Source organism: Chthoniobacter flavus Ellin428 (assembly GCF_000173075.1).
Taxonomy (GTDB): domain Bacteria; phylum Verrucomicrobiota; class Verrucomicrobiia; order Chthoniobacterales; family Chthoniobacteraceae; genus Chthoniobacter; species Chthoniobacter flavus.
The window spans coordinates 127,528-150,075 of record NZ_ABVL01000018.1 but is presented as its reverse complement, the minus strand read 5'-3'; the positions used below and the strand labels follow the sequence as shown (position 1 = coordinate 150,075).

General features: G+C 62.1%; 20 protein-coding genes. 15 read left to right on the top strand and 5 right to left on the bottom strand.

Annotated elements, in window-relative coordinates; translation table 11 throughout:
* The 11 genes from CFE428DRAFT_RS24035 to mrdA all read left to right on the top strand — a co-directional run.
* On the top strand, positions 1-1,466 hold a 1,466-nt coding region (locus tag CFE428DRAFT_RS24035), incomplete at its 5' end, for an outer membrane protein assembly factor BamB family protein (RefSeq protein ID WP_237705552.1).
* A 7-nt stretch (positions 1,467-1,473) separates the two neighbouring features.
* A complete protein-coding gene (locus CFE428DRAFT_RS24030; protein WP_006982269.1) occupies positions 1,474-2,805 on the top strand; it encodes a glycosyltransferase family 4 protein in 1,332 nt (443 codons plus the stop codon).
* An 11-nt stretch (positions 2,806-2,816) separates the two neighbouring features.
* Positions 2,817-3,272: an acyl-CoA thioesterase gene (locus tag CFE428DRAFT_RS24025; RefSeq protein WP_006982268.1), complete on the top strand. Its 456-nt coding sequence runs from the start codon at positions 2,817-2,819 to the stop codon at positions 3,270-3,272.
* A 36-nt stretch (positions 3,273-3,308) separates the two neighbouring features.
* Positions 3,309-3,908, top strand: coding sequence for a DMT family transporter (locus tag CFE428DRAFT_RS24020; protein WP_202797491.1), 600 nt, complete (start codon positions 3,309-3,311; stop codon positions 3,906-3,908).
* Positions 3,909-3,947: 39 nt separating this feature from the next.
* Positions 3,948-5,171: a phenylacetate--CoA ligase family protein gene (locus CFE428DRAFT_RS24015; protein WP_006982266.1), complete on the top strand. Its 1,224-nt coding sequence runs from the start codon at positions 3,948-3,950 to the stop codon at positions 5,169-5,171.
* Positions 5,172-5,180: 9 nt separating this feature from the next.
* Positions 5,181-5,864 carry an ABC transporter ATP-binding protein gene (locus CFE428DRAFT_RS24010; RefSeq protein ID WP_006982265.1) on the top strand — a complete coding sequence of 228 codons (684 nt, stop codon included), beginning with the start codon at positions 5,181-5,183 and terminating at the stop codon, positions 5,862-5,864.
* Positions 5,861-9,118 carry an FtsX-like permease family protein gene (locus CFE428DRAFT_RS24005; protein WP_006982264.1) on the top strand — a complete coding sequence of 1,086 codons (3,258 nt, stop codon included), beginning with the start codon at positions 5,861-5,863 and terminating at the stop codon, positions 9,116-9,118. The genes CFE428DRAFT_RS24010 and CFE428DRAFT_RS24005 overlap by 4 nt, the downstream gene beginning before the upstream one ends.
* A gap of 143 nt (positions 9,119-9,261) precedes the next feature.
* Positions 9,262-9,693, top strand: a complete 432-nt coding sequence (locus CFE428DRAFT_RS24000; protein ID WP_006982263.1) for a cytochrome b562 — start codon at positions 9,262-9,264, stop codon at positions 9,691-9,693.
* Positions 9,694-9,935: 242 nt separating this feature from the next.
* Complete coding sequence (locus tag CFE428DRAFT_RS23995; protein ID WP_006982262.1) at positions 9,936-10,208, top strand: hypothetical protein; 273 nt, start codon at positions 9,936-9,938, stop codon at positions 10,206-10,208.
* Position 10,209: 1 nt separating this feature from the next.
* Positions 10,210-11,013, top strand: coding sequence for a TatD family hydrolase (locus CFE428DRAFT_RS23990; RefSeq protein ID WP_006982261.1), 804 nt, complete (start codon positions 10,210-10,212; stop codon positions 11,011-11,013).
* Between the two features lie 433 nt (positions 11,014-11,446).
* The gene (gene mrdA / locus CFE428DRAFT_RS23985; protein ID WP_049975739.1) at positions 11,447-13,378 is read left to right on the top strand and encodes a penicillin-binding protein 2; all 1,932 of its coding nucleotides are present in this window, start codon (positions 11,447-11,449) and stop codon (positions 13,376-13,378) included.
* Positions 13,379-13,498: 120 nt separating this feature from the next.
* Here mrdA and CFE428DRAFT_RS23980 read toward each other — a convergent pair whose 3' ends face one another.
* The gene (locus CFE428DRAFT_RS23980) at positions 13,499-14,599 is read right to left on the bottom strand and encodes a phosphotransacetylase family protein (RefSeq protein ID WP_006982259.1); all 1,101 of its coding nucleotides are present in this window, start codon (positions 14,597-14,599) and stop codon (positions 13,499-13,501) included.
* A 27-nt stretch (positions 14,600-14,626) separates the two neighbouring features.
* Entirely contained in the window at positions 14,627-15,670 is a 1,044-nt protein-coding gene (locus CFE428DRAFT_RS23975; protein WP_006982258.1) for a phosphate acyltransferase, read from the bottom strand.
* Positions 15,671-15,764: 94 nt separating this feature from the next.
* Here CFE428DRAFT_RS23975 and CFE428DRAFT_RS23970 point away from each other — a divergent pair, with 94 nt between their 5' ends.
* Both CFE428DRAFT_RS23970 and folP read left to right on the top strand, forming a co-directional pair.
* The gene (locus tag CFE428DRAFT_RS23970; RefSeq protein ID WP_006982257.1) at positions 15,765-16,565 is read left to right on the top strand and encodes a histidinol-phosphatase; all 801 of its coding nucleotides are present in this window, start codon (positions 15,765-15,767) and stop codon (positions 16,563-16,565) included.
* Positions 16,562-17,419 carry a dihydropteroate synthase gene (gene folP, locus CFE428DRAFT_RS23965; protein ID WP_006982256.1) on the top strand — a complete coding sequence of 286 codons (858 nt, stop codon included), beginning with the start codon at positions 16,562-16,564 and terminating at the stop codon, positions 17,417-17,419. Before CFE428DRAFT_RS23970 ends, folP begins: the two co-directional genes overlap by 4 nt.
* Positions 17,420-17,422: 3 nt before the next feature.
* Here folP and CFE428DRAFT_RS34370 read toward each other — a convergent pair whose 3' ends face one another.
* The 3 genes from CFE428DRAFT_RS34370 to hisF form a co-directional block, all read right to left on the bottom strand.
* Positions 17,423-17,848: a QcrA and Rieske domain-containing protein gene (locus CFE428DRAFT_RS34370; protein ID WP_006982255.1), complete on the bottom strand. Its 426-nt coding sequence runs from the start codon at positions 17,846-17,848 to the stop codon at positions 17,423-17,425.
* A gap of 113 nt (positions 17,849-17,961) precedes the next feature.
* A complete protein-coding gene (locus tag CFE428DRAFT_RS23955; RefSeq protein ID WP_042725662.1) occupies positions 17,962-18,858 on the bottom strand; it encodes a hypothetical protein in 897 nt (298 codons plus the stop codon).
* Between the two features lie 93 nt (positions 18,859-18,951).
* Positions 18,952-19,743 (bottom strand): imidazole glycerol phosphate synthase subunit HisF, encoded by a 792-nt coding sequence (gene hisF, locus CFE428DRAFT_RS23950; protein WP_006982253.1) that lies wholly within the window; start codon positions 19,741-19,743, stop codon positions 18,952-18,954.
* A gap of 162 nt (positions 19,744-19,905) precedes the next feature.
* Between hisF and CFE428DRAFT_RS23945 the strand changes: the two genes are divergently transcribed.
* Together CFE428DRAFT_RS23945 and xerA are read left to right on the top strand one after the other, a co-directional pair.
* Entirely contained in the window at positions 19,906-21,120 is a 1,215-nt protein-coding gene (locus CFE428DRAFT_RS23945) for a DUF4912 domain-containing protein (protein ID WP_006982252.1), read from the top strand.
* Between the two features lie 162 nt (positions 21,121-21,282).
* Positions 21,283-22,179: a site-specific tyrosine recombinase/integron integrase gene (xerA, locus tag CFE428DRAFT_RS23940; protein ID WP_006982251.1), complete on the top strand. Its 897-nt coding sequence runs from the start codon at positions 21,283-21,285 to the stop codon at positions 22,177-22,179.
* Positions 22,180-22,548 lie beyond the last annotated feature (369 nt).

Below are 22,548 nucleotides of genomic sequence, written 5' to 3'. Positions count from 1 at the left end.
TCCTTTGTCCCTCCGGGACAACCTTCCGCGCCAACGCAGCGACTTCGTCGCAGCCATGGAAGAACTGCGCAATGTTTGAGGCGCTCTGGCGCTTTTCGATGACCGATTCCCAAAGCGCCAGGGGACTGGCGCACTCCAAGAACGCAAGCGTCGTTCGCTCGCTGGCTCGAAGCGCGAAGCATTTCGTAGTCCTCGGCTTGGCAGCGCTCGTCTTGGCCGGCGCGTCTGCTTGTGCCGCGGACTGGCCGCGCTTTCTCGGGCCGAACAACGACAGCTCTTCGGCGGAGACGAAGCTTCTTCACCAATGGCCGAAGGAAGGTCCGCGCAAGCTGTGGGAATATGAGAAGGGCGATGGCCACACCGGTCCGGCGATTGCCGGAGGGAAGGTCGTGCTCTTTCACGCGCTCGATGGAGATGAAGACGTCGATTGCCTCGATGCCGCGAGCGGCAAGCGGTTGTGGCGGGTGAGTTACTCCGCGGATTATCAATCGCAGTACGGCGCCGGTCCAGGGCCGCGGACGAGCCCGGTCATCGATGCCGGCGTGGTTTACACCCTGGGCATCAAGGGCACGCTCCAGGCGTTGGATCTCGCGACCGGTGCGGTGAAGTGGAAGAAGGAGTTGGCGAATGATTATCGCCTGTTGCCCACCTTTTTCGGTCAGGGCGGCACGCCGCTGGTCATGGGCGACAAGCTCATCGTACCGCTCGGCACCGAGGACCAGAAATCCGTCGTCGCGCTCGACAAGCAAACCGGGCGCGAAGTGTGGGCGGCGAAATATCCGTGGGGATCGAGCTACTCCTCGCCGGTGCCGGCCCAGTTTTACGGGCGCGAGTGCGTGCTCGCTTTTCAAGGCGGGATGGCCGATCCGCCGACCGGTGGCTTGCTGGTTATCGATGCTGCCAATGGCCAGGTGCTCAGCGCCACGCCGCATCGCGCGCGCATGTTTGCCAGCGTGAGCATTTCCGCGCCAGTGATTTCGGGCAATGACGTCTTCGTCGCCGAGGCGTACACCGAGGGCGGCGCTTGCGTGGAGATTGCACCGGATTTCACTGCGAAGGTGGCCTGGCGGGCGCGCAAATTCGATACTTACGTGACTTCTGCGGTCGCATTTCAAGGGCACTTCTACGGATTCGCCGGACAGCATCCGCAGAATGCGGACCTGGTCTGCTATGAAGCGGCCAGCGGGCGCGAACTGTGGCGCGACGATCTCGGCAGCAAATACCAGCGTGGCTCGTTGCTCCGCGCGGATGGCGCTTTCCTCGCCTTGGGGGAAAATGGCGACCTGGCGTGGCTCGATCTCACGCCCAAGGGCGCGAAGATCACCGCCGCGGCAAAGCTCTTCAACGCACCGGAAAGCTGGACCCCGCCGGCCTTGAGCGACGGTCGCCTTTTCATTTGCCAGAACCAGCCGGGCAGCCAGAACAGCAAGCCGCGGTTGATTTGCTACGATCTTCGCGGTCAGTAGTCCTTGCATGAAGATCGTCCTGCTCACGCCTGGAACCGGCAGCTATCACTGCGGCGTTTGCATGCGCGATAATGCGCTGGCCAAGGAATTGCACCGGCAAGGGCACGACGCTCTGATGCTGCCGATGTATCTGCCGCTGACGCTCGACGAAGACGCGGCCAGCCCGGATACGCCGATCTTCTTCGGCGGCGTGAGCACCTACCTGCGGGAAAAAGTGCCGTGGCTGCGCCACATGCCGCGCTGGCTGGATCGGTTGCTTTCCAGTCGTGCTTTGTTGCGTCTGGTCGCCGGGAAAGCGGCTGCGCGCACCGGTGGGCCGGATGTGGCGAAGCTCACCATTTCGATGTTGGAAGGCGAGCAGGGGAATCAGGCCTCGGAGATCGAAGAACTCATCGCCTGGTTGCGCGAGCACGCCCGGCCCGATGCCATCTGGCTTTCCACCGCACTGCAGGCGGGTATGGCGCGGCGGCTCAAGGCCGAACTGGGCGTGCCGGTCATCGGCTTTTTGCAGGGCGAGGACGCTTTCATCGACGGCCTTGGCGCACCGTGGACCGAACGTGTCTGGAAGCTCCTCGGCGAGCGCATGCGCGATGCCGATCGCTGGATCGCCCCGAGCCAATACTTTGGCGAACTCATGGCCAACCGCAGCGGTTGGACGGCCACCGATCGCGAACGGCTCATCCAGATCATCCCCAATGGCATTTCGCTGGATGGCTATGTGGGCACATCCTCCCGCCCGGAGCACGTGATCGGCTATCTCGCGCGCTTCATTCCGGGCAAGGGTTTGGGTCTGCTGGTCGATGCGTTCATTGCGTTGAAAAAGCGTGGCCGTTTCCCCGAATTGAAGCTCCGCTGTGCCGGCTCCATGACCGAGGCGGATGCGCGTTACGTGGACACCTTGAAGGTGCGTTTGCGTGAGGCCGGGTGTGAAGGCAGCGTCGAGTGGTATCCCAACGTGAGCCGCGAAGAGAAAATCGCTTTCCTGGAGGGCCTGACCCTCTTTTCCGTGCCTGCTACGTATGGGGAGGCCTTTGGCATGTACGTGATCGAGGCCCTGGCCGCCGGCGTGCCTGCGATCCTGCCGAATGCCGCCGCTTTTCCGGAAATCATCGAAGGCACTGGCGGGGGTACGCTTTTCAATTTGGGGACGGCGGACGCCGACAGTACGGAGCGCCTGGCCGAGGCCCTTGAATCGCTCCTGGCCGCCCCAGAAAAGGCCCGTGCCATGGGCGAGAGCGGCCGTGCGGCGGTCCAGCGAGAATACACCATCGGTCGTTTGGCGGAACGTTTGGTGGCAACGACGCGCGAAATGATAGACGCGCCGCAACCAGTCCATTAACTTCCGCGCCAATGCCTTACGAATTCAAGCACACCCGCCGCGTGGAATTTGCGGAAACTGACATGGCAGGCATCATGCACTTTTCCAATTTCTTCCGGATGATGGAGGCGGCCGAACACGCCTTCTTCCGGTCGCTCGGCTTCACCATTCATGAGGTGGAAGAGGATGCGACGATCGGTTGGCCGCGGGTCAGCGCTTCGTGCGATTACCGGGCGCCGTTGCGGTTCGAGGAAGAAGTCGAAATTCATCTCATCGTCGCCGAAGTGCGCAGCCGTTCAATCCGTTACCAGTTCATTTTCCGCAAGGTGGGCGACGGCACCGAGGTCGCGCGGGGCAATGTCGCCGCGGTCTGCACTACGGTGGACAAGACGACCGGCAAGCTCGTGCCAGTGCTGATTCCCGATCGCATTCGGGCCAAGATTTCCGCTGCTCCTCCGGAACTCCTAAGAACTCCGGCGGCAGCCTGATTTTCAAACCACTCCACTCTACCACTACATCACATCATGCCACCTACATCTGCTGCTCAATCTTCCGCTCCCTGGCTCTCCTTTGCCATGCTGACCGTCTTTTGCTGGGGCACCTATGGCATCTTTCTCGCCACGGGTTCCGAAGGGATGCACGACCCGGCCAACGGGCGGATCAAAGCTTTCCTCTTCGTCGGCATCGCCTACTTCCTGGCCGCCGTGCTCGCGCCCTTGCTCATCCTCGTGTTTAGTGGTGCGAACTGGGACTACCCGGTGAAGGGCATGGCCCTGTCGCTCATCGCGGGCATCGTCGGCGCCGTCGGCGCGCTCGGTGCGTTGCTCGCCTTTGGGGCGAAGGGGAACCCGGCGGTCGTCATGACCATCATCTTCGCCGGTGCGCCGGTGGTGAATGCGATCATCGCCCTGGCCGTCAAGCCGCCGGCGGGTGGCTGGGCGAGCGTTCCGATTCCGTTCTGGATCGGCATGGTGTGCGCCGTTCTCGGTGGCGCCTTGGTGACGAAATTCAAGCCCGCGCCCCCGCATGGGCACAAGCCGGCGGCGGCGACGGTTCCCGCACAGTCTCCGGCTGAGCAAAAAGCCGCGACCGAGCAAAAGGCTCCCGCGGAGCAAAAGGCCTAGTTCCGGGAATCTGTCCAGCGGAAGCCCCCTCGCCGCTCCATGAGCCAGATCGAGCGACTGCGCGCGCTGCTCGCGGAACTCACGCCCGGCAATCGCTTCTACACCAGACGCTTCGAGGCGGATGGTGTGGAGGCGCGGGCGATCACTTCGCTGGAGGAATTCTCCCGGCGGGTGAGCTTCACGCATAAGCAGGATCTGGTCGTCGATCAGGCGGCGCACGCGCCTTACGGCACGAATCACACCTATCCGCTGGAGCGCTATACGCGCTTTTGCCAGACGAGCGGCACGACTGCGCGGCCGCTCGTCATTCTCGATACGCCGGAGAGTTGGCAGTGGATGCTCGGTAATTGGGCGGCCATTTACCAGGGCGGTGGGCTGGAGCCGGGGGATCGCATTTATTTCGCGTTTTCCTTTGGGCCGTTCCTCGGTTTTTGGACGGCCTTCGATGCCGCGGCGAAGTGCGGCTACCTCGGCATCCCGGGCGGTGGGCTCGGGAGCGCGGCGCGCGTGCGGGCGATGATCCAGCATCAGGCGAATGTGCTGTGTTGCACGCCTACTTATGCGCTGCGTCTCGCGCAGGCGGCGAAGGAAGAGGACATCGACCTTCGCCAGGCGGCGGTGAAGAAGATCATCGTCGCCGGGGAGACCGGCGGGAGCGTGCCCGAAGTGCGGCGGCGGATCACCGAGGCGTGGCACGGGGCGCAGGTGCTCGATCATTACGGCATGACCGAGGTGGGGCCGACGGCTTACCAGACACCGGAGCGGGCCGATCTGCTGCACATCATCGAGGATTCTTACTTTGCGGAAATCATCCGGCCGGAAACGGGCGAAGCGGTGACGCCAGGTGAGGTGGGGGAATTGGTGCTGACTACGCTGGGGCGGGCGGCGTGTCCGCTGCTGCGTTATCGCACGGGGGATCTGGTGCGGCGCGCGGAACAGGAACCGGGGTTTGCCTTGGCGGGCGGGATCATCGGGCGCGCCGACGACATGGTCGTGGTGCGCGGCGTGAATTTGTATCCCGCGGCTTTCGATTCCGCGGTGCGGCTCGTGCCGGAGATCGACGAGTATCGGGTGGAGATCAGCCGGCGCAACACCTTGACCGAAGTCGAAGTGCAAATCGAAAGCCCGGACGACGGCGCGGCGAAAAAACTGGAGCGCGCGCTAACCTCGACATTTTCCCTGCGTATTCCCGTCACGCGTGTGGCGGAACACACCCTTCCGCGTTTCGAAATGAAAGCGCGACGTTGGGTTTGGCGCGAATAGACTAACACCATGCTCCTCGAAATTCGCAACCTCACGAAGACTTACGGAGCCCCCGACGGCGGTGATGCCGTGGAGGTGCTGCGCGGAGTGGATTTGAAAATGGCGCCCGGCGAGACGCTGTCGATCACCGGGCCCTCCGGCTCGGGAAAAAGCACCGTGCTCAACGTCGTCGGCGCGCTCGACAAGGCCGATAGCGGCGAAGTGATCGTCAATGGGCAGGACATCGAAAAGCTCAGCAAGAACGAGCTTGCCGCTTATCGCAGCACCACCGTCGGCTTCATCTTTCAACTGCACCATTTGCTGCCGCAGTGCACGATTCTCGAAAACGTCCTCGTGCCCACGCTGGCCGTGCCGAAGGCGAAGCGCGAAGCTGCGCGAGGGCGGGCGGAGGAGTTGCTCGAGGCGGTCGGGCTGAAGCACCGTCTCAATCATCGTCCCGGCGAACTCTCCGGCGGCGAACGCCAGCGGGTGGCGGTGGCGCGGTCGTTGATCAATGCGCCGAAGTTGCTCCTCGCCGACGAACCGACTGGCGCACTCGATCGCGTGAATGCCGGCAAACTGGTCGACCTGCTCGCCGAGTTGAATCGCACCCACGGCGTTACGGTCATCATGGTCACCCACGCTCCCGAACTCGCGCAACGCATGGGCCGCGTGCTGGAACTCGTGGACGGCAAACTCATCGCCAAATCATGAACGCGCGAACGCTGGTCCTGAGCGGGGCGCGTTATTACTGGCGCACGCATCTGGGAGTGCTCATCGGCGCAGCATTGGGGGCGCTGGTGTTGACGGGTGCGCTGCTGGTGGGGGATTCGGTGAAGGCGACGTTGCGGGGACAGGCTTTGGCGCGCGTCGGCAAGACACAGACAGCCATGACTTCGGGCGATCGTTTCTTCCGTACGGCGCTCGCGCCATCGGTCGGGGCGGATGCCGCACCGGTGTTGATGTTGCGCGCTTCGATTGCTCGCGCGGATGGCGCCGCCCGGGTGAACACGATCCAACTTCTCGGCGTCGACGATCATTTCTGGAAACTCTCGCAAGCGGGCCAGCCAGTGGAATTGCCGAAGGATGGCATCGTCCTCAACGAACGACTCGCGCAGCAGCTGGACGCGAAAGTGGGAGACACGCTCATCGCGCGCGTGGAAAAGCCCGGCGTCTTCTCTCGCGATGCGCCACTCTCGGGAGATGAGAACGATGTGGTGGCCATTCGGGCGAAGGTCGCCCGCGTGGTCTCCGCGGCGGATTACGGCAACTTCTCGCTGTCCGCGAGCCAGATCCCGCCGGCTTCGGCGTTCGCTCCCCTCAGCGTGTTGCAGCAAAAGACGGCGCTCGCCGATAAGGCGAATCTGCTGCTCGATGGGCAGTCTGGGCCGACGGCCACGCACGCCGCAGTGACGAAGGATTTCTCGCTCGCCGACGCCTCGCTGGAATTGCTCGATCTCAAGACTGGTGGGGTGGAGTTGCGCAGCCCGCGCGTCTTTCTCGATCCGCAAATCGTTGCCGCCTCACCGCTCGCAAAAGGCGAGACCTTTGCGGGCGGCAAGAAGCGAACAATGGTGCTCACTTACTTCGTCAATGAACTCGGCGCAGGCGACAAGGCGACGCCGTACTCGATGGTCACCGCAGTTACGCCGGGCCCCGGGGGGCCGATTCCCGAGGATTTGAAGGACGACGAGGTCGTCATCACGCAATGGCTGGCGGAGGATCTGTCTCTCGCCGTCGGCGGCAAGGTGACGATCAAATACTACGTCATGGGCGAGCGGCGGCAGCTTCTCGAGAAGGCGCAGGAATTCACCGTGCGCGCGGTGTTGCCGATGGACGCGCCGCAAGTGAACGGCTCGTGGATGCCCGATTTTCCAGGCCTCGCCGACAAGAAGAACTGCCGCGATTGGAAGCCCGGGTTCGAGTTCGACTCGACGAAGATGCGCGACAAGGACCAGCAATACTGGGAGCAGTATCGCGGCACGCCGAAGGCGTTCGTGAATCTGAAGATCGGCCAGGAGCTGTGGGGCAATCGTTGGGGCAATGTGACGGCGATCCGCTGGCCGGCTGGCACGGACAAGGCGGCGCTACAAAAAGAAATCCTCGCCAAGCTCACGCCGGAAGATCTCGGCTTCCAATTCCTGCCGCTGCGTGACCAGGCGCTGGCGGCGACGAATGCCCCAGTCGATTTCGGTCAGCTGTTCGTTTATTTCTCGTTCTTCCTCATCATCGCCGCCGCGGTGCTCACGGGTATGCTCTTCGTCTTCTCGCTGGAGCAGCGCAATGCGGAAGCCGGCCTGCTGCTCGCGCTCGGTTTGCGGCCAAAGCAAGTGCGGTGGCTGTTCCTCGCCGAGGGTACGGTGCTGGCTTTTGTCGGCAGCATCGTGGGCGCTTTCCTGGGTATACTTTATACCAAGATTGTTCTGCACGCGCTGGCCACGGTGTGGAAAGGCGCGGTCGGTTCGGTGCAGTTTCAATTCGTCCTCCCACCCGAAACCTTGGTCACCGGCATCTTCTCGGGCGTGATCGTGGCGCTCATCGCCATGTGGCTGGCCAGCCGGCGGCAATTGCGGCACAGTGCGCGGGAGCTCTTAAACGGCGAGGCCGTCGAGACCGCCCAGCGTCAGCGTCGGCCGGTCGTCGTCATTATCTTTGCTGCCGTCTCGCTGCTCGTCGCCGTCGGCCTGCTGCTCTCGGTCAAAGGCGCCGAGGCCTTTTTCGGTGCCGGTGCGTTGCTGCTTATTTCGGGTCTGCTTTTTGAGCTCGGCTGGCTGCGCCACCTGGCGATCGCCGCGACGGCTGGGCTCGCCAGCCTCTCCGAACTCGGGGCGCGCAATACCACCCGCCGTCGTGGACGCAGTCTGGCGACGATCGCTGTGCTGGCCAGCGGTGTCTTTATGGTCGTGGCCGTCGATTCCTTCCGTCATCCGCCGCCGCGCGACGGCGATACGAGCGATCCTGGGACGGGCGGCTTTGCGCTGGTCGGCGAGTCTGCCACGCCGGTTTACGAAGACCTCAATTCGCCGAAAGGTCGTGAAGCGTACGGCCTGAGTGAAGACACGATGCGCGACGTCCATGTGGTCCCGCTGCGCGTGCGCGATGGCGATGAGGCGAGCTGCCTCAATCTCAATCTTGCCACGCAACCGCGCATTCTCGGGGTGAAACCGAGCGACCTTGCCGAACGTAAGGCGTTTCAATTCGCCGGCGGCAAGGGCGATTGGAATGTCCTCTCGACGACGATAAAGCCCGATGAAATCCCCGGCATCGCCGACCAGAACACCCTCGAATATTCCGTGAAGAAAAGCGTGGGCGACACCATCGAATACCACGATGAAAGCGGGCAGGTGCTAAAGGTCCATATCGTGGCCGCGCTCACGGGTTCCATCCTGCAAGGCAATGTCATCATCGCAGAAAGCGAATTCGTGAAGCATTTCCCCAGCAGCGGCGGCTATCGCTATTTCCTCATCGATTGCCCGCCGGCCAAGGCCAGCGCGGTGCGGGCGGATCTTTCGCGCGCGCTCACCGACCGCGGCCTCGAACTCACTTCCACCGCGCTCAAGCTCGGCGAATTCCAAGCCGTGGAAAACACCTATCTCGCCATTTTCCAGGCGCTCGGCGGTCTCGGCTTGCTGCTCGGCAGTGCGGGGCTGGCTGTGGTCGTCGCGCGCAATGTCCTCGAGCGACGCCGCGAATTTGGCCTGCTCGCCGCGGTTGGCTTCCGGTCGCGCCAATTGCGGCAGCTCGTCTTCATCGAGCACCGCTGGCTCATCGTCGTCGCGCTGGTCATCGGCACCGTCAGCGCGCTGGTTGGCGTTTGGCCGAATCTCGGGCAGAAAGCGGGCGGTTTCCCGGTCCGCGAAATGGCGATCCTGCTCGCGGCGCTGGCCTTGGGTTGCGTCTTCTGGACCTGGCTGGCCACCCGCGTTGCCTTGCGCGATAGCGGCGTCGAAGCCCTGCGCGCCGAGTAGTGAATTTATTTTCCAAAAATGCCGCAAAGATTGACTGGGACGGGCGGTCGTCACGTCAATGAACTACGATGAAGTTGCGTAACAAAGAGTTTGGCAATCGCCCCTGAAAACCGCAACTTCGACACCCTCACCTCATCCACATTATGAAATTCAAATCCCTCCTAACCCTCGTGGCCGTTCTGGCCGTTGGTTTCAACTTCGCCGCCATGGCTGCCGATGACGACACGCCGCTGGCCAAGGCCATGAAGGTCGTCAACAAGAACATCCGCACGATGAAGCGGCAGATCGACGATCCGGCGAAGAAGGATGACAACCTCGCCCTCATCGCCACGGCCAAGAAGAGCCTCGACGAATGCCTGAAGCTCGAGCCCGCCAAGACCAAGGACGTGCCGGCTGGCGACAAGGCTGCCTATGTCGCGAAGTACAAGGAACAGATGAACGGAGTGGTCAAGACCTTCGACGATCTCGAAGCTGCGGTGAAAGCCGGCAAGACCGACGACGCGAAGAAGATCTTCGAGAAGCTTTCGGACGAGAAGGAAAAGGGCCACAAGGATTTCAATCCCGACGACAAGTAAGCCCTTTTTCAACCCGCCAATTATCAGTTTGACGCACAGCCCCGGAGGAAACTCCGGGGTTGTGTTGTTTGGGCGGCTCTCAGGCCGCCTCTTACTCTTAATCGTAATCTTACTCTTAATCCCGAGCGCGCCCGTCTGAAGAAGAGGATTAAGATTAAGAGTAAGATTAAGATTAAGAAGAATGGGCGCGACGCGAATTCTGAACCCGGTTGCGCTTCACCCCTCCGAAACTAAGTTAGACTATGACCCGCCAGAGCATTCTCGATCTCTACTTCATGGACGCCCGGTCGAAACTCATCGACATCGCGGCCTTTCTCGACCGGGTGGATCGTGGCGAAGGGGAACCCGATTTCCGCCTCGCGGCCTTTCGCAAGGCTCTCGAGGAATTGCAACATAACGAACCGGTGCGCGCGAAGAGCGTGCTGCTGTCGCTCAGCGACCCCACCACCGAGCCGATTCCGAAAGCGCCGGGCAAAGGCGCCATCGGTGCGTGGCCCGGACCGGAGACCCACTGACATGCGCTACATCGAACCCCACGGACACATGGTCAGCCGCACGACGGATGACTACGAAGCCATGATCATCGCCGGCTGCCGCGCGGTGTGCGAACCGGCGTTTTGGGCCGGTTACGATCGCAGCGGGCCCGAAGGCTTTTACGACTATTTCTGCCAGCTCACCGACTACGAGCCGAAGCGCGCGGCCAAGTTTGGCCTGCCGCATTTTACCTGGCTGTGCATCAACCCGAAGGAATCCGAAGACACCACGCTCGCAGCCGAGGTGATCTCGCTCATCCCGAAATTCCTCGACCGGCCAAACGTGTTGGGCATCGGCGAAATCGGGCTGAACAAGAACACACGTAACGAATTGAAGGTGCTCGAACAGCACATCGATCTCGCGGCGCGGCACGATCAACTCATCCTCGTCCACACGCCGCACCTCGAGGACAAATTCAAGGGCACGCGGTTGATTTTGGATGCCTTGCTGGCCGATTCGCGCATCAAGCCGGACCGCTGCATCATCGACCACGTCGAGGAGCACACCATCCAGATGGTGCTCGATGCCGGTTTCTGGGCAGGCATCACGCTTTACCCGGAATCGAAGACCACCCCGGCGCGCGCCGTCGACATGTTCGAGGTCTACGGTGGCCAGCGGGTGTGGCTGAACAGCGCCTGCGACTGGGGCCGCAGCGACCCGCTCGCCGTCCCGAAGACAGCTATCGAGATGCGCCGCCGCGGGCATTCCGAAGAAACGATCGACAAGCTGGTCTTCCAGAATCCGATCCGGTTTTTGGGACAGAATCCGCGATTTACCGTGCGGTAGATTGGAGGGCGGCGCTCCGTCGCCGCTTAAATATTGGGGCGCTGATGGAGCCTAAGCATTACCCACATCTTTGCCCGTTGTTTGGACGTCGATACGCATAGCACCACTGGGAGCGGCGACTTCCTGGTCGCCGACCGAAAAACCGATGCGCGCAGCGCCTCTCTTTGAGGGCGTCGCTCCGCGACGCAGGGGTTTTTCTAGGAAGTCGCCCCTCCCAGTGAGCCGCAGCCGAATTTCCGCTGTCCGTAAACCGGGCAAAGATGTGGGTAATGCTTAGGACGGAGCTGCGCCCTCCAATCGGCGACTGGCCCTTGCCAAGCACTCACGGAGGGCATTGCCCCAAGAAACAGCCTTCTGCACGAGAGGGGTTGAGCAAATGCCCTATCCGGCCTAGGCTGTGGGTTCCATGACACGCCGGTCGCTTTTTCTGTTTTTGACCCCGCTGACACTCGCCCTGGCGAGTGCGCAGGAACCGCGTCCCGCCGTGCAAGCGCCCGTGGCGACGGGGCCGTTGGCCTCCGTGGATCACAAAGCCCCGGTGAAACCCGGCGGCCTGACGCCGACCTGGGATACCCAGAAGCAGGCCCGCACGTATGTGCTCAATATCCCGGCGCCACGCGGGCAGATTGTCGACCGCAACGGTGACCCGCTCGCACAGACCCGGGTGAGCTACAATTTGGCGATCAATTTCCCCACGCCGCTCACCTTTACCGATGAGCAGGTGATGCAGTACGCGGCGCCGCAAATCATGCTCGCCCGCTCCATCACGGGCCGCCCAATCTCGATCACCCAGGATTTGCTGCTCAAGCATTACAAGAACCGTGGCGTGCTCCCACTGGTCATCGCGCAGGACTTGAAGCAGGACGAGATCGACCGCTTCAACGAGCGCAAGCCGAAGTCTCTTTCGCTACTGCCCACTTACCAGCGCTATTATCCGAATCACGGCCTCGCCGGCCACATTGTCGGCTACGCCGGCCGCACCGGCCGCATGCCCGATGGCCCGATCCAGAACAACGAAGTGCTCTGGCCCGGGGCGGAAGGACGTGAAGGCTTGGAGCAAACCTTTGACGACCAACTGCAGGGCAAGGAGGGACAATACAACATCACCTTCGATCCCACCGGGCGGAAGGCCAGCGAGCAGGTCGTGATCCCGCCGCAGCCGGGCTACAACGTCGTCACCACTCTCGATTCCAATTTGCAGCGGCTCTGCGAAGAGGCGCTCGAAAAGGGCGCGAAGCGCGGGGCGATCGTGATGGTCGATCCGAACAACGGCGACATCCTCGCCATGGCTTCATGGCCGACGATCGATCCGAATTGGTTCATCCCGAATATCTCCGCCGAGGCCTACAAGGCGTTGCAGGACGATCCGCAAATTCCGATGATTCCGCGCGCGTTCCGGTCTTCGTACCCGCCGGGGTCCACGTTCAAAATTCCGGTTGGCATCGCGGCTTTGCAGGATCACATCATCGAGACGGATACCGAGTTCAGTTGCCCGCCCTCGATCGAGATTGGCCACCTCACTTTCCGCAACTGGAAGAAGAGGGACGCCGGCATGCTGAATTTCGCGGACGCGCTCACGCAGTCCTGCGACACTTGGTTCTATCAAGTGGGCATCAAGGCTGGCGGCGTCCGCATGGGCGAATGGGCGTTGAAACTGGGCTTCGGCGCGCGCACTGGCATTCCGCTCGCCTCGGAAAACGAGGGTCGCATTCCGAACGACGAGTTCATGAAAAAAGTCCACGGGCGCAAGATGCTCGACGGCGACCTGGCGAACTTTTCCATCGGCCAGGGCGACGTGCTGGTCACGCCGCTGCAGATGGCACAGGCCATGGCCATCGTCGGCAACGGTGGCACGTTTTACCAGACGCGCCTCGTGAAGCAGGTGCAGAGCATCGATGGCAAGATCGTTACCGCGTATGGCGTGCGCGCGCGTTCGCAGATCGATTTCGAGCCGAAGATTTTGAAGGAAGTGAAGCGCGGCATGGTGCAGGTGGTGTCCGATGCCAATGGCACCGCCGGCCGGGCATCCGTGCCGAATGTGAAAGTCGCCGGCAAGACAGGCACCGCCCAGTGGGGTCCGAAAAACAAAGAGCGCACCGCGGCGTGGTTCTCGGGCTTCGCCCCGGCGGATAAACCAAAGTATGCGTTTGCGGTGGTTTACGAGAGCGATGTGAGCAACGCGGAGGTGCACGGCGGCACCGTGGCTGCGCCCCTTATCGGCAAAGTCCTGCGGGAAGTCTTCAAGGACGAAGCCAAGGAGAAGAAGGCGAAAAAGAAGAAGGGCGAGAAGGCCGAAGAACCGGAGGAGATGGAAGTGCGCCGGGCGGAGCCGGTCGAGCCGAAGCAGGAAACGCCGCGGGATTAGGGGCGGAAGGGGTTAGTGCTTAGTGCTTAGTAATCAGTAATCAGTAATCAGTAAGAGCGGTTGCGCGCGTGGATTACTGATTACTAATCACTGAATACTCCCCACTAAACACTTCCGGCTTCACAGCTTCCCCATCAACCGATCCACCTCGACGTAGCGCTCGATGAGGGTCTGGATCTTGTCGATCTTCTCCACGTCGCCGGGAAGGGTTTTGACGGTCATCGAGTGGATGCTGCTGGCCACAGTGTAGCTGTCGAGCGGGGAGGCGATGGTGGGTACGTCGGAATTCTTGAGCAGCTCCATGATCGGTGAATTCGGGACGAGATCGCCGGAAAGGACGAGGCCGGCGATGGAATGGCCGTCGTTTTCGCTGAGCGTGCTCGAGGAGAGCGCGGCGAGGATGACGTCCTCGCGATCACCGGGGGTGATGATGAGTGTGCCGGGCTTGAAGTGCTGCATGGCGTGGCCGGAGTTCATCGCGCCGATGACCACCTTTTGCACACGGCGGCGGGACTTCGTCTTGCCGTTGATGAACTGGCCGCGCGTCGATTTACAAATCTGGCCGAGCGTGGCATTGGCGAGGATGGGTTCCTCGGGAATGGCGCCGATGAGATCGATGCCGAGCCGCTTGAGGCCGCGCCGGGCGAAGTCGCAGACGTAATCGAACTTCGAGGGCATGATCTTGTTGAGGATCACGCCGACCATCTCCACACCCTCCTTGTCGAAGAGCGCCTTGTTCAATGCGACTTCATCGATCGGCTTGCCGATGCCGCCACCGGCAATGAGCAGCACCTTGCTGCCGAGCAGCTTGGCGACCCGCGCATTGGAAAGATCGAACACCGAGCCGACCCCGGCGTGACCGGTGCCTTCGATGATCACGAAATCCTTTTCCCACGCCGCGCGGTCGAAGGAATTCTGGATGCGCCGGACGAGGAATTCGTTGTTCGAATTCTCGATGTAGCGCCGGGTGAAATCCGGCTCCACGGCGATGGGGCTCATCGCTTCGAGCGGCGTGTGGACGGCGAACGTCTGGTCGATGAGCACGGAGTCTTCGTCAATGCGCTTGCCGTCGACTTCGACGAAACGCTGTCCCACCGGCTTGATGAAACCGATGCGGCCGTGCGTCTTACGCAGAGCGGAGAAAAGGCCGAGCGAAGTGGTGGTCTTGCCGGCGTTTTGCTCGGTCGCGGCAATAAAGAGGCGTGGAGTGACGCTATTCATGCGAGACGCAGATGGAAAGGGTTGGCATCACGCGTCGCTGGGGTTCGGGGGGTAAAGCTTACGGTATTCGATCGCCTGGAGACCGAGGATGGCGGCGACGCCGAGGATGTCGTCCTCGGTGGCGCCGCGCGAGAGATCGGCGCAGGGACGCGAGAGGCCGAGTAGGATCTGGCCATAGGTTTCCGCGCCGGCGAGATACTGCACGAGCTTGGCGCCGATGTTACCGCTGTTCAGATCGGGGAAGATCATCACGTTCGCCTTGCCGGCCACGAGACTGCTCGGCGCCTTGCGCGCAGCAAGGTCGGGTAGCAGCGCGGTGTCGGCCTGGAGTTCGCCGTCGATTTCCATTTCCAGCCCTTGGGCGTCGGCCTTTTGGCGGGCGAGTGCGGTGGCTGCGGCGACTTTCTGCGGCGAGGGCAGATTGGCGCTGCCCTTGGTCGAGAAGCTGAGCAGGGCGATGCGCGGCTTGTTGCCGGTGAGCTGGCGGCAGATCGCGCCGGTCTGCACGGCGATGTCGGAGAGTTGCTCCACATTCGGCTCGGGGATGACCGCGCAATCCGCGAAGAACATGACCCCGCGCTCGCCGTAGCGCTTGTTGGAAAGGTCGAGCATCATGCAGCTCGAAATGCTGGTCGTGGTCGGCAGCGGCTTGATCAGCTGGATGAGCGGACGCAGGGCGCTGCTCGCGGTATCGCGGGCGCCGGTCACGAGGCCGTCGACCTGGTTGTATTGCACCATCATCGCGCCGAAGTAATTCGGGTTGGCCAGGATCTCGTTGGCCTGCTTCGTGCCGAGGTTGCGATAACGCTTCAGCTTCTCCAGCCGGGCGGCAAAGGTCGGCAGCTCGGATGAAGTCGTGGGATCGATGACGCCGATATGGTCGAGGCTGATGTCCTCCGCCACGGCGATCTTCTCGATTTCGTCCTTGCGCCCCAGCACCACCGGCGCACCGAGCTGTAATTTCACGAAACGGGCGGCAGCGCGCAGGACGCGCGGCTCGGTGCCCTCGGGAAAGACAATGCGTTTGGGATGCCGCTTCAGTTTTTGAAAGACGGTCTCGATAAAATTCATGCGGGCCAAGGTTGGCGATGTGGCGGATTCGCGGCAAGCGGAGAGTTCGCGCGTGCGTCATTCGTCACGTTCCGGCACATTGGCTGGCACCCAAATGTATTCCGCCCTTTCCGACTACCACGTGCACACGCCGCTCTGCCACCATGCCACGGGCTGGCCGGTGGAGTTTGCCCGGCGGGCGGTGGAACTGGGCCTCGGCGAGCTGGGTTTTGCCGATCACAACCCCATGGCGGAGTATTTCGACGACTGGCGGATGTCCCGCGAAGAGCTGCCACGCTACCTGGAGGAAGTGGAGAAAGCCCGGGCGGAATTTTCGCAGCTTTCCATCCGCATCGGCCTGGAGTGCGACTTCCTGGCCGGTCGGGAAGCGTGGATTGAGGAGCTGGCTGGGCTGGCGGAGTGGGATTTTTTGATCGGCAGCGTGCATTACATGCCGGAGGGCTGGGAGGTGGATCACCCGAAATACGTGGGACGCCACGCCGGCCATGCGGAGGAAATCTGGACGACCTACTGGCGCGTTTACGAGCAGTGCATCCGCAGCGGGCTGTTCGATTTCGTGGCGCATCCCGATCTGCCGAAGAAGTTTGGCTTCCGTCCGGAGGGGGATTTGCGGCGCTTTTATGAGCCGGTCATTGCGGCGCTGGCGGAGACGAAGACGCCATTTGAAATCAATACTGCCGGCTGGCGCAAGGACTGCCGCGAGCAGTATCCGGCGCTGGAATTCCTGCAACTGGCACACGCCGCGGAGGTGCCGCTGCTGATCAATTCCGATGCCCACGCTGTCGAGGAACTCGGGGCCGGGTTTGCCGACGCGGTCGCGCTGGCCAAGGCGGCGGGCTATACGCAGACCGGGCGTTTTCGCCGGCGCGAGATCTCCTTTGTGCCTCTGCCGTGAATCTGGAATTCCGCGACGTTATCTGGGAGTTCCCGGCCCGCCCGCTCATCATGGGCATCGTCAATCTCGTGGCCGATTCCTTCAGCGGCGATGGGGTGACCGATATCGACGCCGCGCTGGAGCGCGCCCGCCAGCAAATGGCCGATGGGGCGACGATCATCGATATTGGCGCGGAGAGTGCGCGGACGAATCGCGGCCCGATCCCCGAGGAGGAAGAGGCCGCGCAACTGCTGCGCTTCATCGAGCGCTGGCCGGAGTTGCGGGCGAATCGTCCGGCAGGCACGTCGTGGCCGCTGCTCTCGATCAACGCCTGGCGGCCGGGAGTGATTCGCGCCGTGTTGCCGAAAGGCGGCGACTTGCTCAATGACATCGGCGGCTTGCCGACCGACGAGAATGCGCGGCTGTGCGCGGATTCCGGCGCGGCCTTGCTCATCATGCACACCATCGGCCAGCCGAAGGTGGCGCATACCCACGTGGGCTATGACGATGTGATGGTGCGCATCGAGGAGTTCTTCGCCGAGAAGATCGCGCTGGCCGAGCGGGCTGGCGTGGCGCGGGATGCCATCGTGCTCGATCCGGGAATCGATTTCGCCAAGCAGCGGGCGGACAATCTGCGGATTTATCGGGAGCTGGAGCGGTTACATCAGTTCGGACGGCCGATTCTACTGCCGGTATCGCGGAAGACGGTGATCGGGGATGTGCTGGGGCTGAAGAATGCCGCGGAGCGCGATGCCGGGACGGTGGCTTGCATCGTGCAGGGGATGTTGCGGGGGGCGCACATTTTCCGGGTGCACAACGTGCGCGCGGCGGCGCAGGCCGTGCGCATCGTCGCGGCGGTCGAAGGCGCTGAATAGCCCTTATCCGATCACGGTGACCAGCAAATGTCCGCTGGCATTCGTGGCGGTGGCGAAAGTCGGCAGGTCGCGCTTCGCGGGGCCTTCGGTGACCTTGCCCGCGGGATCGAAGGTCGAGCCATGGCAGGGACAATAGAAGGTGCGGTCTGGCTCGGCATCGAGTTTGCACTGCCGGTGAGTGCAGATGGAGGAGAGAGCGGTGAGCTGGCTGCCGCGTCGGATGACGAAAAAGCCCAGGCTGCGATACTGCGAATAGACGCCATCCTTCGCATAGGCGCTCGCAGGACCGGCATCGACGATATGCGGAGTCCCAGTGCCACCGGTGTTGACCGATTCACACCCCGCGGCGACTGCCGCCGAGGCCGCAAGGAGCAGGAAACCGCGGCGATCCAGTTGACAGCAGCATTCGGGGGTGGGGTCGGCACTCATGAGGCGAGGTTAGCGAAGGATCGGGTCTTGATGCAATTCGGCAGGTGTCGACGGATGGAATGTCGAACGCCTGCCAACCGAGGAATGACTTTATTCGGAAGCGGGAGCCAGGATCAGAACTCGAAGACGAAGCTCGTATAGATGCCGTGGTGCACGTCATCACGGGCGACGCCGTTCATCGGGAAGACATAGGCCACACCGATGCGCGGCTGGATCGGCCCGATGCTCTTAATATTCGCCCGGAAGCCCACGCTGGCCGTGACGCCGTTTGTCTGGTCGACGTGGTTGAGCGTTCTTTCGCCGGACACTTCGAACATGGGGATGAACTGCAGGACGCCGGGAATGGGGAGTTCCTTGTGCTGGAGGGTGTAGCCGAAGACAAAACCGTACTCGAGGGTATGCAGGCCGCTGTCTTCGCCCGGACCGGTGAGGATGGAGTAGCCGACGACGGTTTGTAGCGTGACGTGCGAGCCAATGCGCAGATCGTTGAAGATCTTCGGCACCCATTCGGGGTTCTTGCTGATTTCCGAACCAGTGGGGATGCCGACTTCCATGGCGACACCAAACGTGGTGTCGAAAAATCCGTGCGGCTCGACGTACTCAAAGACTGGCATGCGCAGGCCGAGGTCGATGTTGGCCACGCCTTGCACCACGCCGTCGGGCGAGGCATCGCGCTCATAGGGCGCCTCGATCTCGAAGGTCACCGGTCCGAAGCCTTTTTCGAATTCGATCTTCCCAAAATCCGTCCGGGATGCGCCCGCCTTGGCGTGATACCAGTCGAGCCGGAATTCGTTGTCTTCCTGGTCGGAGTCATCGACCCGGAATGGCTCTGGGAAGATATTCTGGCCGTAGGAACTGCGGTGGTCGAGCAGGCCGAAGAGGCCGTAGCGCGTGTCCGGCGCGGAGGTGGTAGTGGAAGTGATGGCTTCGCCCGCGCGAAGGGTTTGCGCAGCGATTAGGGACAGAAACGCGGCAAACAGGGGTGCGGCGTGGCGGGTGCGGAGGTTCATGAGGGGCGCGAGGCTAGCAAGGCCACGGCTGGATGGCATGCTCGGAATTGCGGTTCCGTTTGCTCGGAATTGCGGTGCTGGGGGTGATTCCGCTTACACCCCTACGGACTCCGGCAGGCGCACCGGCAGGTTGTGCTCCGCGAGGTAACGCTTCACATCGCTCACCGTGTAGGTGCCGAAGTGAAAGATGCTCGCGGCCAGGACGGCGTCGGCCTTGCCTTGGTCGAGCACTTCCACCATGTGCTCCAGCTTGCCCGCACCACCGCTGGCGACGACGGGCACTCCCACCGCTTCGCTGATGCGCCGGGTGATGACCAGGTCGTAGCCTGCCTTGGTGCCATCGGCGTCGATGGAATTGAGCACAATCTCGCCGGCGCCGCGCTGCACTGCTTCGGTGGCCCAAGCCACGGCATCGAGCCCGGTGGCCTTGCGGCCGCCTTGCACGAAGACCTCCCAGCGATCCGGCGCCACTTTCTTCGCGTCGATGCTCACCACGATGCACTGGCTGCCAAATTTTTCCGCGCCGGCGCTGATGAGTTCCGGGGTGGCGATGGCGCTGGAGTTGATGCTCACCTTGTCCGCCCCCGCGTGCAGCAGGGCGTGCATATCTTCGGTCTTGCGGATGCCTCCGCCGACGGTCAGCGGCATGAAACAATGCGCGGCGGTGCGCTGAATGACGTCGATCATCGTCGACCGTCCATGAGCGCTGGCGGTGATGTCAAAGAAGACCATTTCGTCCGCGCCCTGATCGTTGTAACGGATGGCCAATTCCACGGGATCGCCGACATTGCGTAGACCACCGTCTTCAGCGCGGCCAAATTGGACGCCGCGCGTCACTTTTCCATCGTGGACATCAAGACAAGGAATAACGCGTTTGGTCAGCATGAGATCGAATAATGCAAGAATTTGTCAGGAATTCGCTTACGTGTGGCGAGGATTTGTAAAAATCAGGTGTAAAATGGGATGAATTTGTTGACGAGCGAAGATTGAACTGTTAGGAGGCGCGAGACGTCCAAGCAGGCTACGTCGAAACGAAAGGATATCATTATGCCCGAAAACAATCCCGATCCAACGAAAAGCAGTTCTTCGACGGCCGTCAAAAAGAACGGCGCGTTTCAGATCGCCAAGGAACCGGTGATCGCCAGTGTCGAGGAAGTGGAGGTTGCGAAATTCGAGATCGGGTCGACGACCGAGGGCACGAGTGCAGCGGCGCCGGCATACGAGAATTTGGGCGAGCTGCCGGAGTCGTATTATGAGGACACGCTGTTCCTCGTGGCGCGCGATCCGCGCTGGCTCTTCAGCTATTGGGATTTCAATTGGGCGAAGTATCCGGCGGCCACTTTTCGCGGTGGGGTGAAGCAATTTTTCCTGAAGGTGACGACGGCGGCGGGTGACGATGCGGCGCTGGTGGAGATCAACCCCGAGGCCCGCAATTGGTATGTCGCCGTGAACAGCCCCGAAACGGCCTATTTCGCGGAGATCGGCTTTTTTGACAAGGCGGGCCACTGGCACCGCGTAGTGCAGTCCGGCGTGGCCGTGACTCCGGCGGATGCCTTGGCAGACGAAGAGCACGTTGCGAATTTTGCCACGGTCCCCGCGCACCTTTCCTTTGAGCGCATGCTCGAGCTGGTGAAGGAAAAGATGATGGAAGGCGAAAGCCTGATCGAAGTGCTGGCCCGCATCGCTGGCGAAGGCCGCGTCGAATTCCGCGGCGGCAAGGCTCCGACCTGGACCGACGAGCAGAAGCGCGTGTTGGCGGCGTTGCTCGGCGACACGCTCATCGATCGCCTCGGCCTCGGCTCGGAAGAGATCGACCAGCTCCTGCGCAAGCAACTCCAGCAAAAGCTGCACAGCGAAAGCGCCAGCGGCCTTTCGGGCGCGTTGCTCGAGACGCTCGGGCCGACGACGATGAGCCTCTTCAGCGGCATCGGCGCCAGTTGGAGCGCGCAGCCCTTCAGCGTCAAGCGCGAGCGCGGCTTCTTCATGCATGTGAATGCCGAGATCATCTTCTACGGCGGCACGCATCCCGACGCCACGGTGTGGGTCGATGGCAAAGAGATCAAACTCGCGCCCGACGGCACCTTCCGCTACCACTTCACGCTCCCGGACGGCGACTTCGCCATCCCAATCGTCGCGCAATCACCCGACCGGGTGGAGCAGCGCTCGGCCACGCTGTCCTTCGTTCGCGGCACCTCGCGCCTGGGCGACGTCGGTTCCACGAACCAGCCGAGCGAGCTGAAGCCGCTTATCGGGAAGAAGTAAAAACGAAGAGAAGGATGAAGGATGAGGGCGGAAGGATGAAGTAACTGCGCTTCGCGTTTTTGGAGGGCAAGATATACCCTGCTGGTCGCGTATTTCTTCATCCCTCATCCTTCCGCCTTCATCCTTCTCTTCATCTCCGGCACGCCGTAGCATGGCCGCGTCTTGAAACGCCCCAACCGCGACCGCTTCGCCGATGACTTTTTCACCTTCCTCGAGGTGGAGCGCAACGCCTCCCCGCGCACGCTCATCAATTATCGCCACGCGCTCGCCGAGTTTCGCCAGGTGCCGAATCTGCCGGCTTGGAAGGAACTGACTGCCGACCATTTCCGTCGCTATCTCTTCGAGTGCAGCAAGCGCGGCATCGCCCGACCGACCATCCGGCTGCATTTCGCCGCGCTGCGCACGTTCTACAAATTTCTCACCGAGCGCCACGGACTGAAGGAGAATCCGCTCAAGGAAGTGCAACTGCCCAAGCTGGAGAAAAAGCTCCCGCTCGTGCTCACCACCAAGCAGATCGACGAACTGCTCAGCGCGCCGTTGCGCATCGAAAAATCGGCGAAAGCTCCCGTCTGGATGCCCGCGCGTGATGCGGCGATCCTCGAGCTCTTCTACAGCAGCGGGCTGCGTCTCGCGGAACTGGTCGCGCTCGATGTGGCGAACGTCGACATTTACTCCGAGAGCGTGCGCGTGCTCGGCAAAGGCCGGAAGGAGCGGGTCGTGCCCGTCGGCGCACCGGCTCTCACGGCGATCCAGAAATATCGCCAGGAAGCCAATGTGCACGCGGGTCCGCTCTTCCTGAGCAAAGTGCGGCGCCGGCTTACCGCGGCGAATGTCTGGCTGGTCATCAGGCGCTATCTGCCGCACACCAGCATCCCGCTGAAAGTCAGCCCGCACAAATTGCGGCACAGCTTCGCCACGCACTTGCTCGACGCTGGCGCGGATCTGCGCAGTGTGCAATCTCTCCTCGGTCACGCCAGCCTTTCCACCACGCAGATCTACACTCACGTGACCATCGAGCGGCTGAAGACCGCCTACGACGAAGCGCATCCACGGGCGTAGACCGCCCCTCCAGCAGGGAGGTGCTGCGCGCGCGGGATCCCAGCGCGCTCGGAGATCGCGATCCCCCGAGGGGCCAAATCGGTTCATTTGGCCGCGCCGCACGCTATTGTAATATAGATTCGAAAGTCAATTAATTATACGACCGCCGGCACGGCCATCGGAAATGAGGCTAAATCGTCATCCGGCCGATGCTTGCCATGTGGAATTTTATCCACTTGTAACGTTTTTCCGCACAAATCGCGCTAGGTGGATTGGACGAATTTCGCCGCCGCGCAGGCCGAATTGATCAATCTTCCTCTGTATATAGCGGGGGTGTCGTGTCTTGGCACATCCGATGCTAGTGGGCGGCTGGCACACGGCGTAGCGCCG

Bases quoted from the DNA above. Each gene is read 5' to 3' on its own strand.
- CFE428DRAFT_RS23995 (WP_006982262.1), top strand. From the start codon at position 9,936: ATGACCCGCCAGAGCATTCTCGATCTCTACTTCATGGACGCCCGGTCG.
- CFE428DRAFT_RS23970 (WP_006982257.1), top strand. From the start codon at position 15,765: ATGTATTCCGCCCTTTCCGACTACCACGTGCACACGCCGCTCTGCCAC.
- CFE428DRAFT_RS24005 (WP_006982264.1), top strand. From the start codon at position 5,861: ATGAACGCGCGAACGCTGGTCCTGAGCGGGGCGCGTTATTACTGGCGC.
- hisF (WP_006982253.1), bottom strand. From the start codon at position 19,743: ATGCTGACCAAACGCGTTATTCCTTGTCTTGATGTCCACGATGGAAAA.
- CFE428DRAFT_RS23980 (WP_006982259.1), bottom strand. From the start codon at position 14,599: ATGAATAGCGTCACTCCACGCCTCTTTATTGCCGCGACCGAGCAAAAC.
- CFE428DRAFT_RS23975 (WP_006982258.1), bottom strand. From the start codon at position 15,670: ATGAATTTTATCGAGACCGTCTTTCAAAAACTGAAGCGGCATCCCAAA.
- CFE428DRAFT_RS34370 (WP_006982255.1), bottom strand. From the start codon at position 17,848: ATGAGTGCCGACCCCACCCCCGAATGCTGCTGTCAACTGGATCGCCGC.
- CFE428DRAFT_RS24010 (WP_006982265.1), top strand. From the start codon at position 5,181: ATGCTCCTCGAAATTCGCAACCTCACGAAGACTTACGGAGCCCCCGAC.
- CFE428DRAFT_RS24020 (WP_202797491.1), top strand. From the start codon at position 3,309: ATGCCACCTACATCTGCTGCTCAATCTTCCGCTCCCTGGCTCTCCTTT.
- CFE428DRAFT_RS24025 (WP_006982268.1), top strand. From the start codon at position 2,817: ATGCCTTACGAATTCAAGCACACCCGCCGCGTGGAATTTGCGGAAACT.
- CFE428DRAFT_RS23955 (WP_042725662.1), bottom strand. From the start codon at position 18,858: ATGAACCTCCGCACCCGCCACGCCGCACCCCTGTTTGCCGCGTTTCTG.
- CFE428DRAFT_RS23945 (WP_006982252.1), top strand. From the start codon at position 19,906: ATGCCCGAAAACAATCCCGATCCAACGAAAAGCAGTTCTTCGACGGCC.
- CFE428DRAFT_RS24000 (WP_006982263.1), top strand. From the start codon at position 9,262: ATGAAATTCAAATCCCTCCTAACCCTCGTGGCCGTTCTGGCCGTTGGT.
- CFE428DRAFT_RS24015 (WP_006982266.1), top strand. From the start codon at position 3,948: ATGAGCCAGATCGAGCGACTGCGCGCGCTGCTCGCGGAACTCACGCCC.
- CFE428DRAFT_RS24030 (WP_006982269.1), top strand. From the start codon at position 1,474: ATGAAGATCGTCCTGCTCACGCCTGGAACCGGCAGCTATCACTGCGGC.
- CFE428DRAFT_RS23990 (WP_006982261.1), top strand. From the start codon at position 10,210: ATGCGCTACATCGAACCCCACGGACACATGGTCAGCCGCACGACGGAT.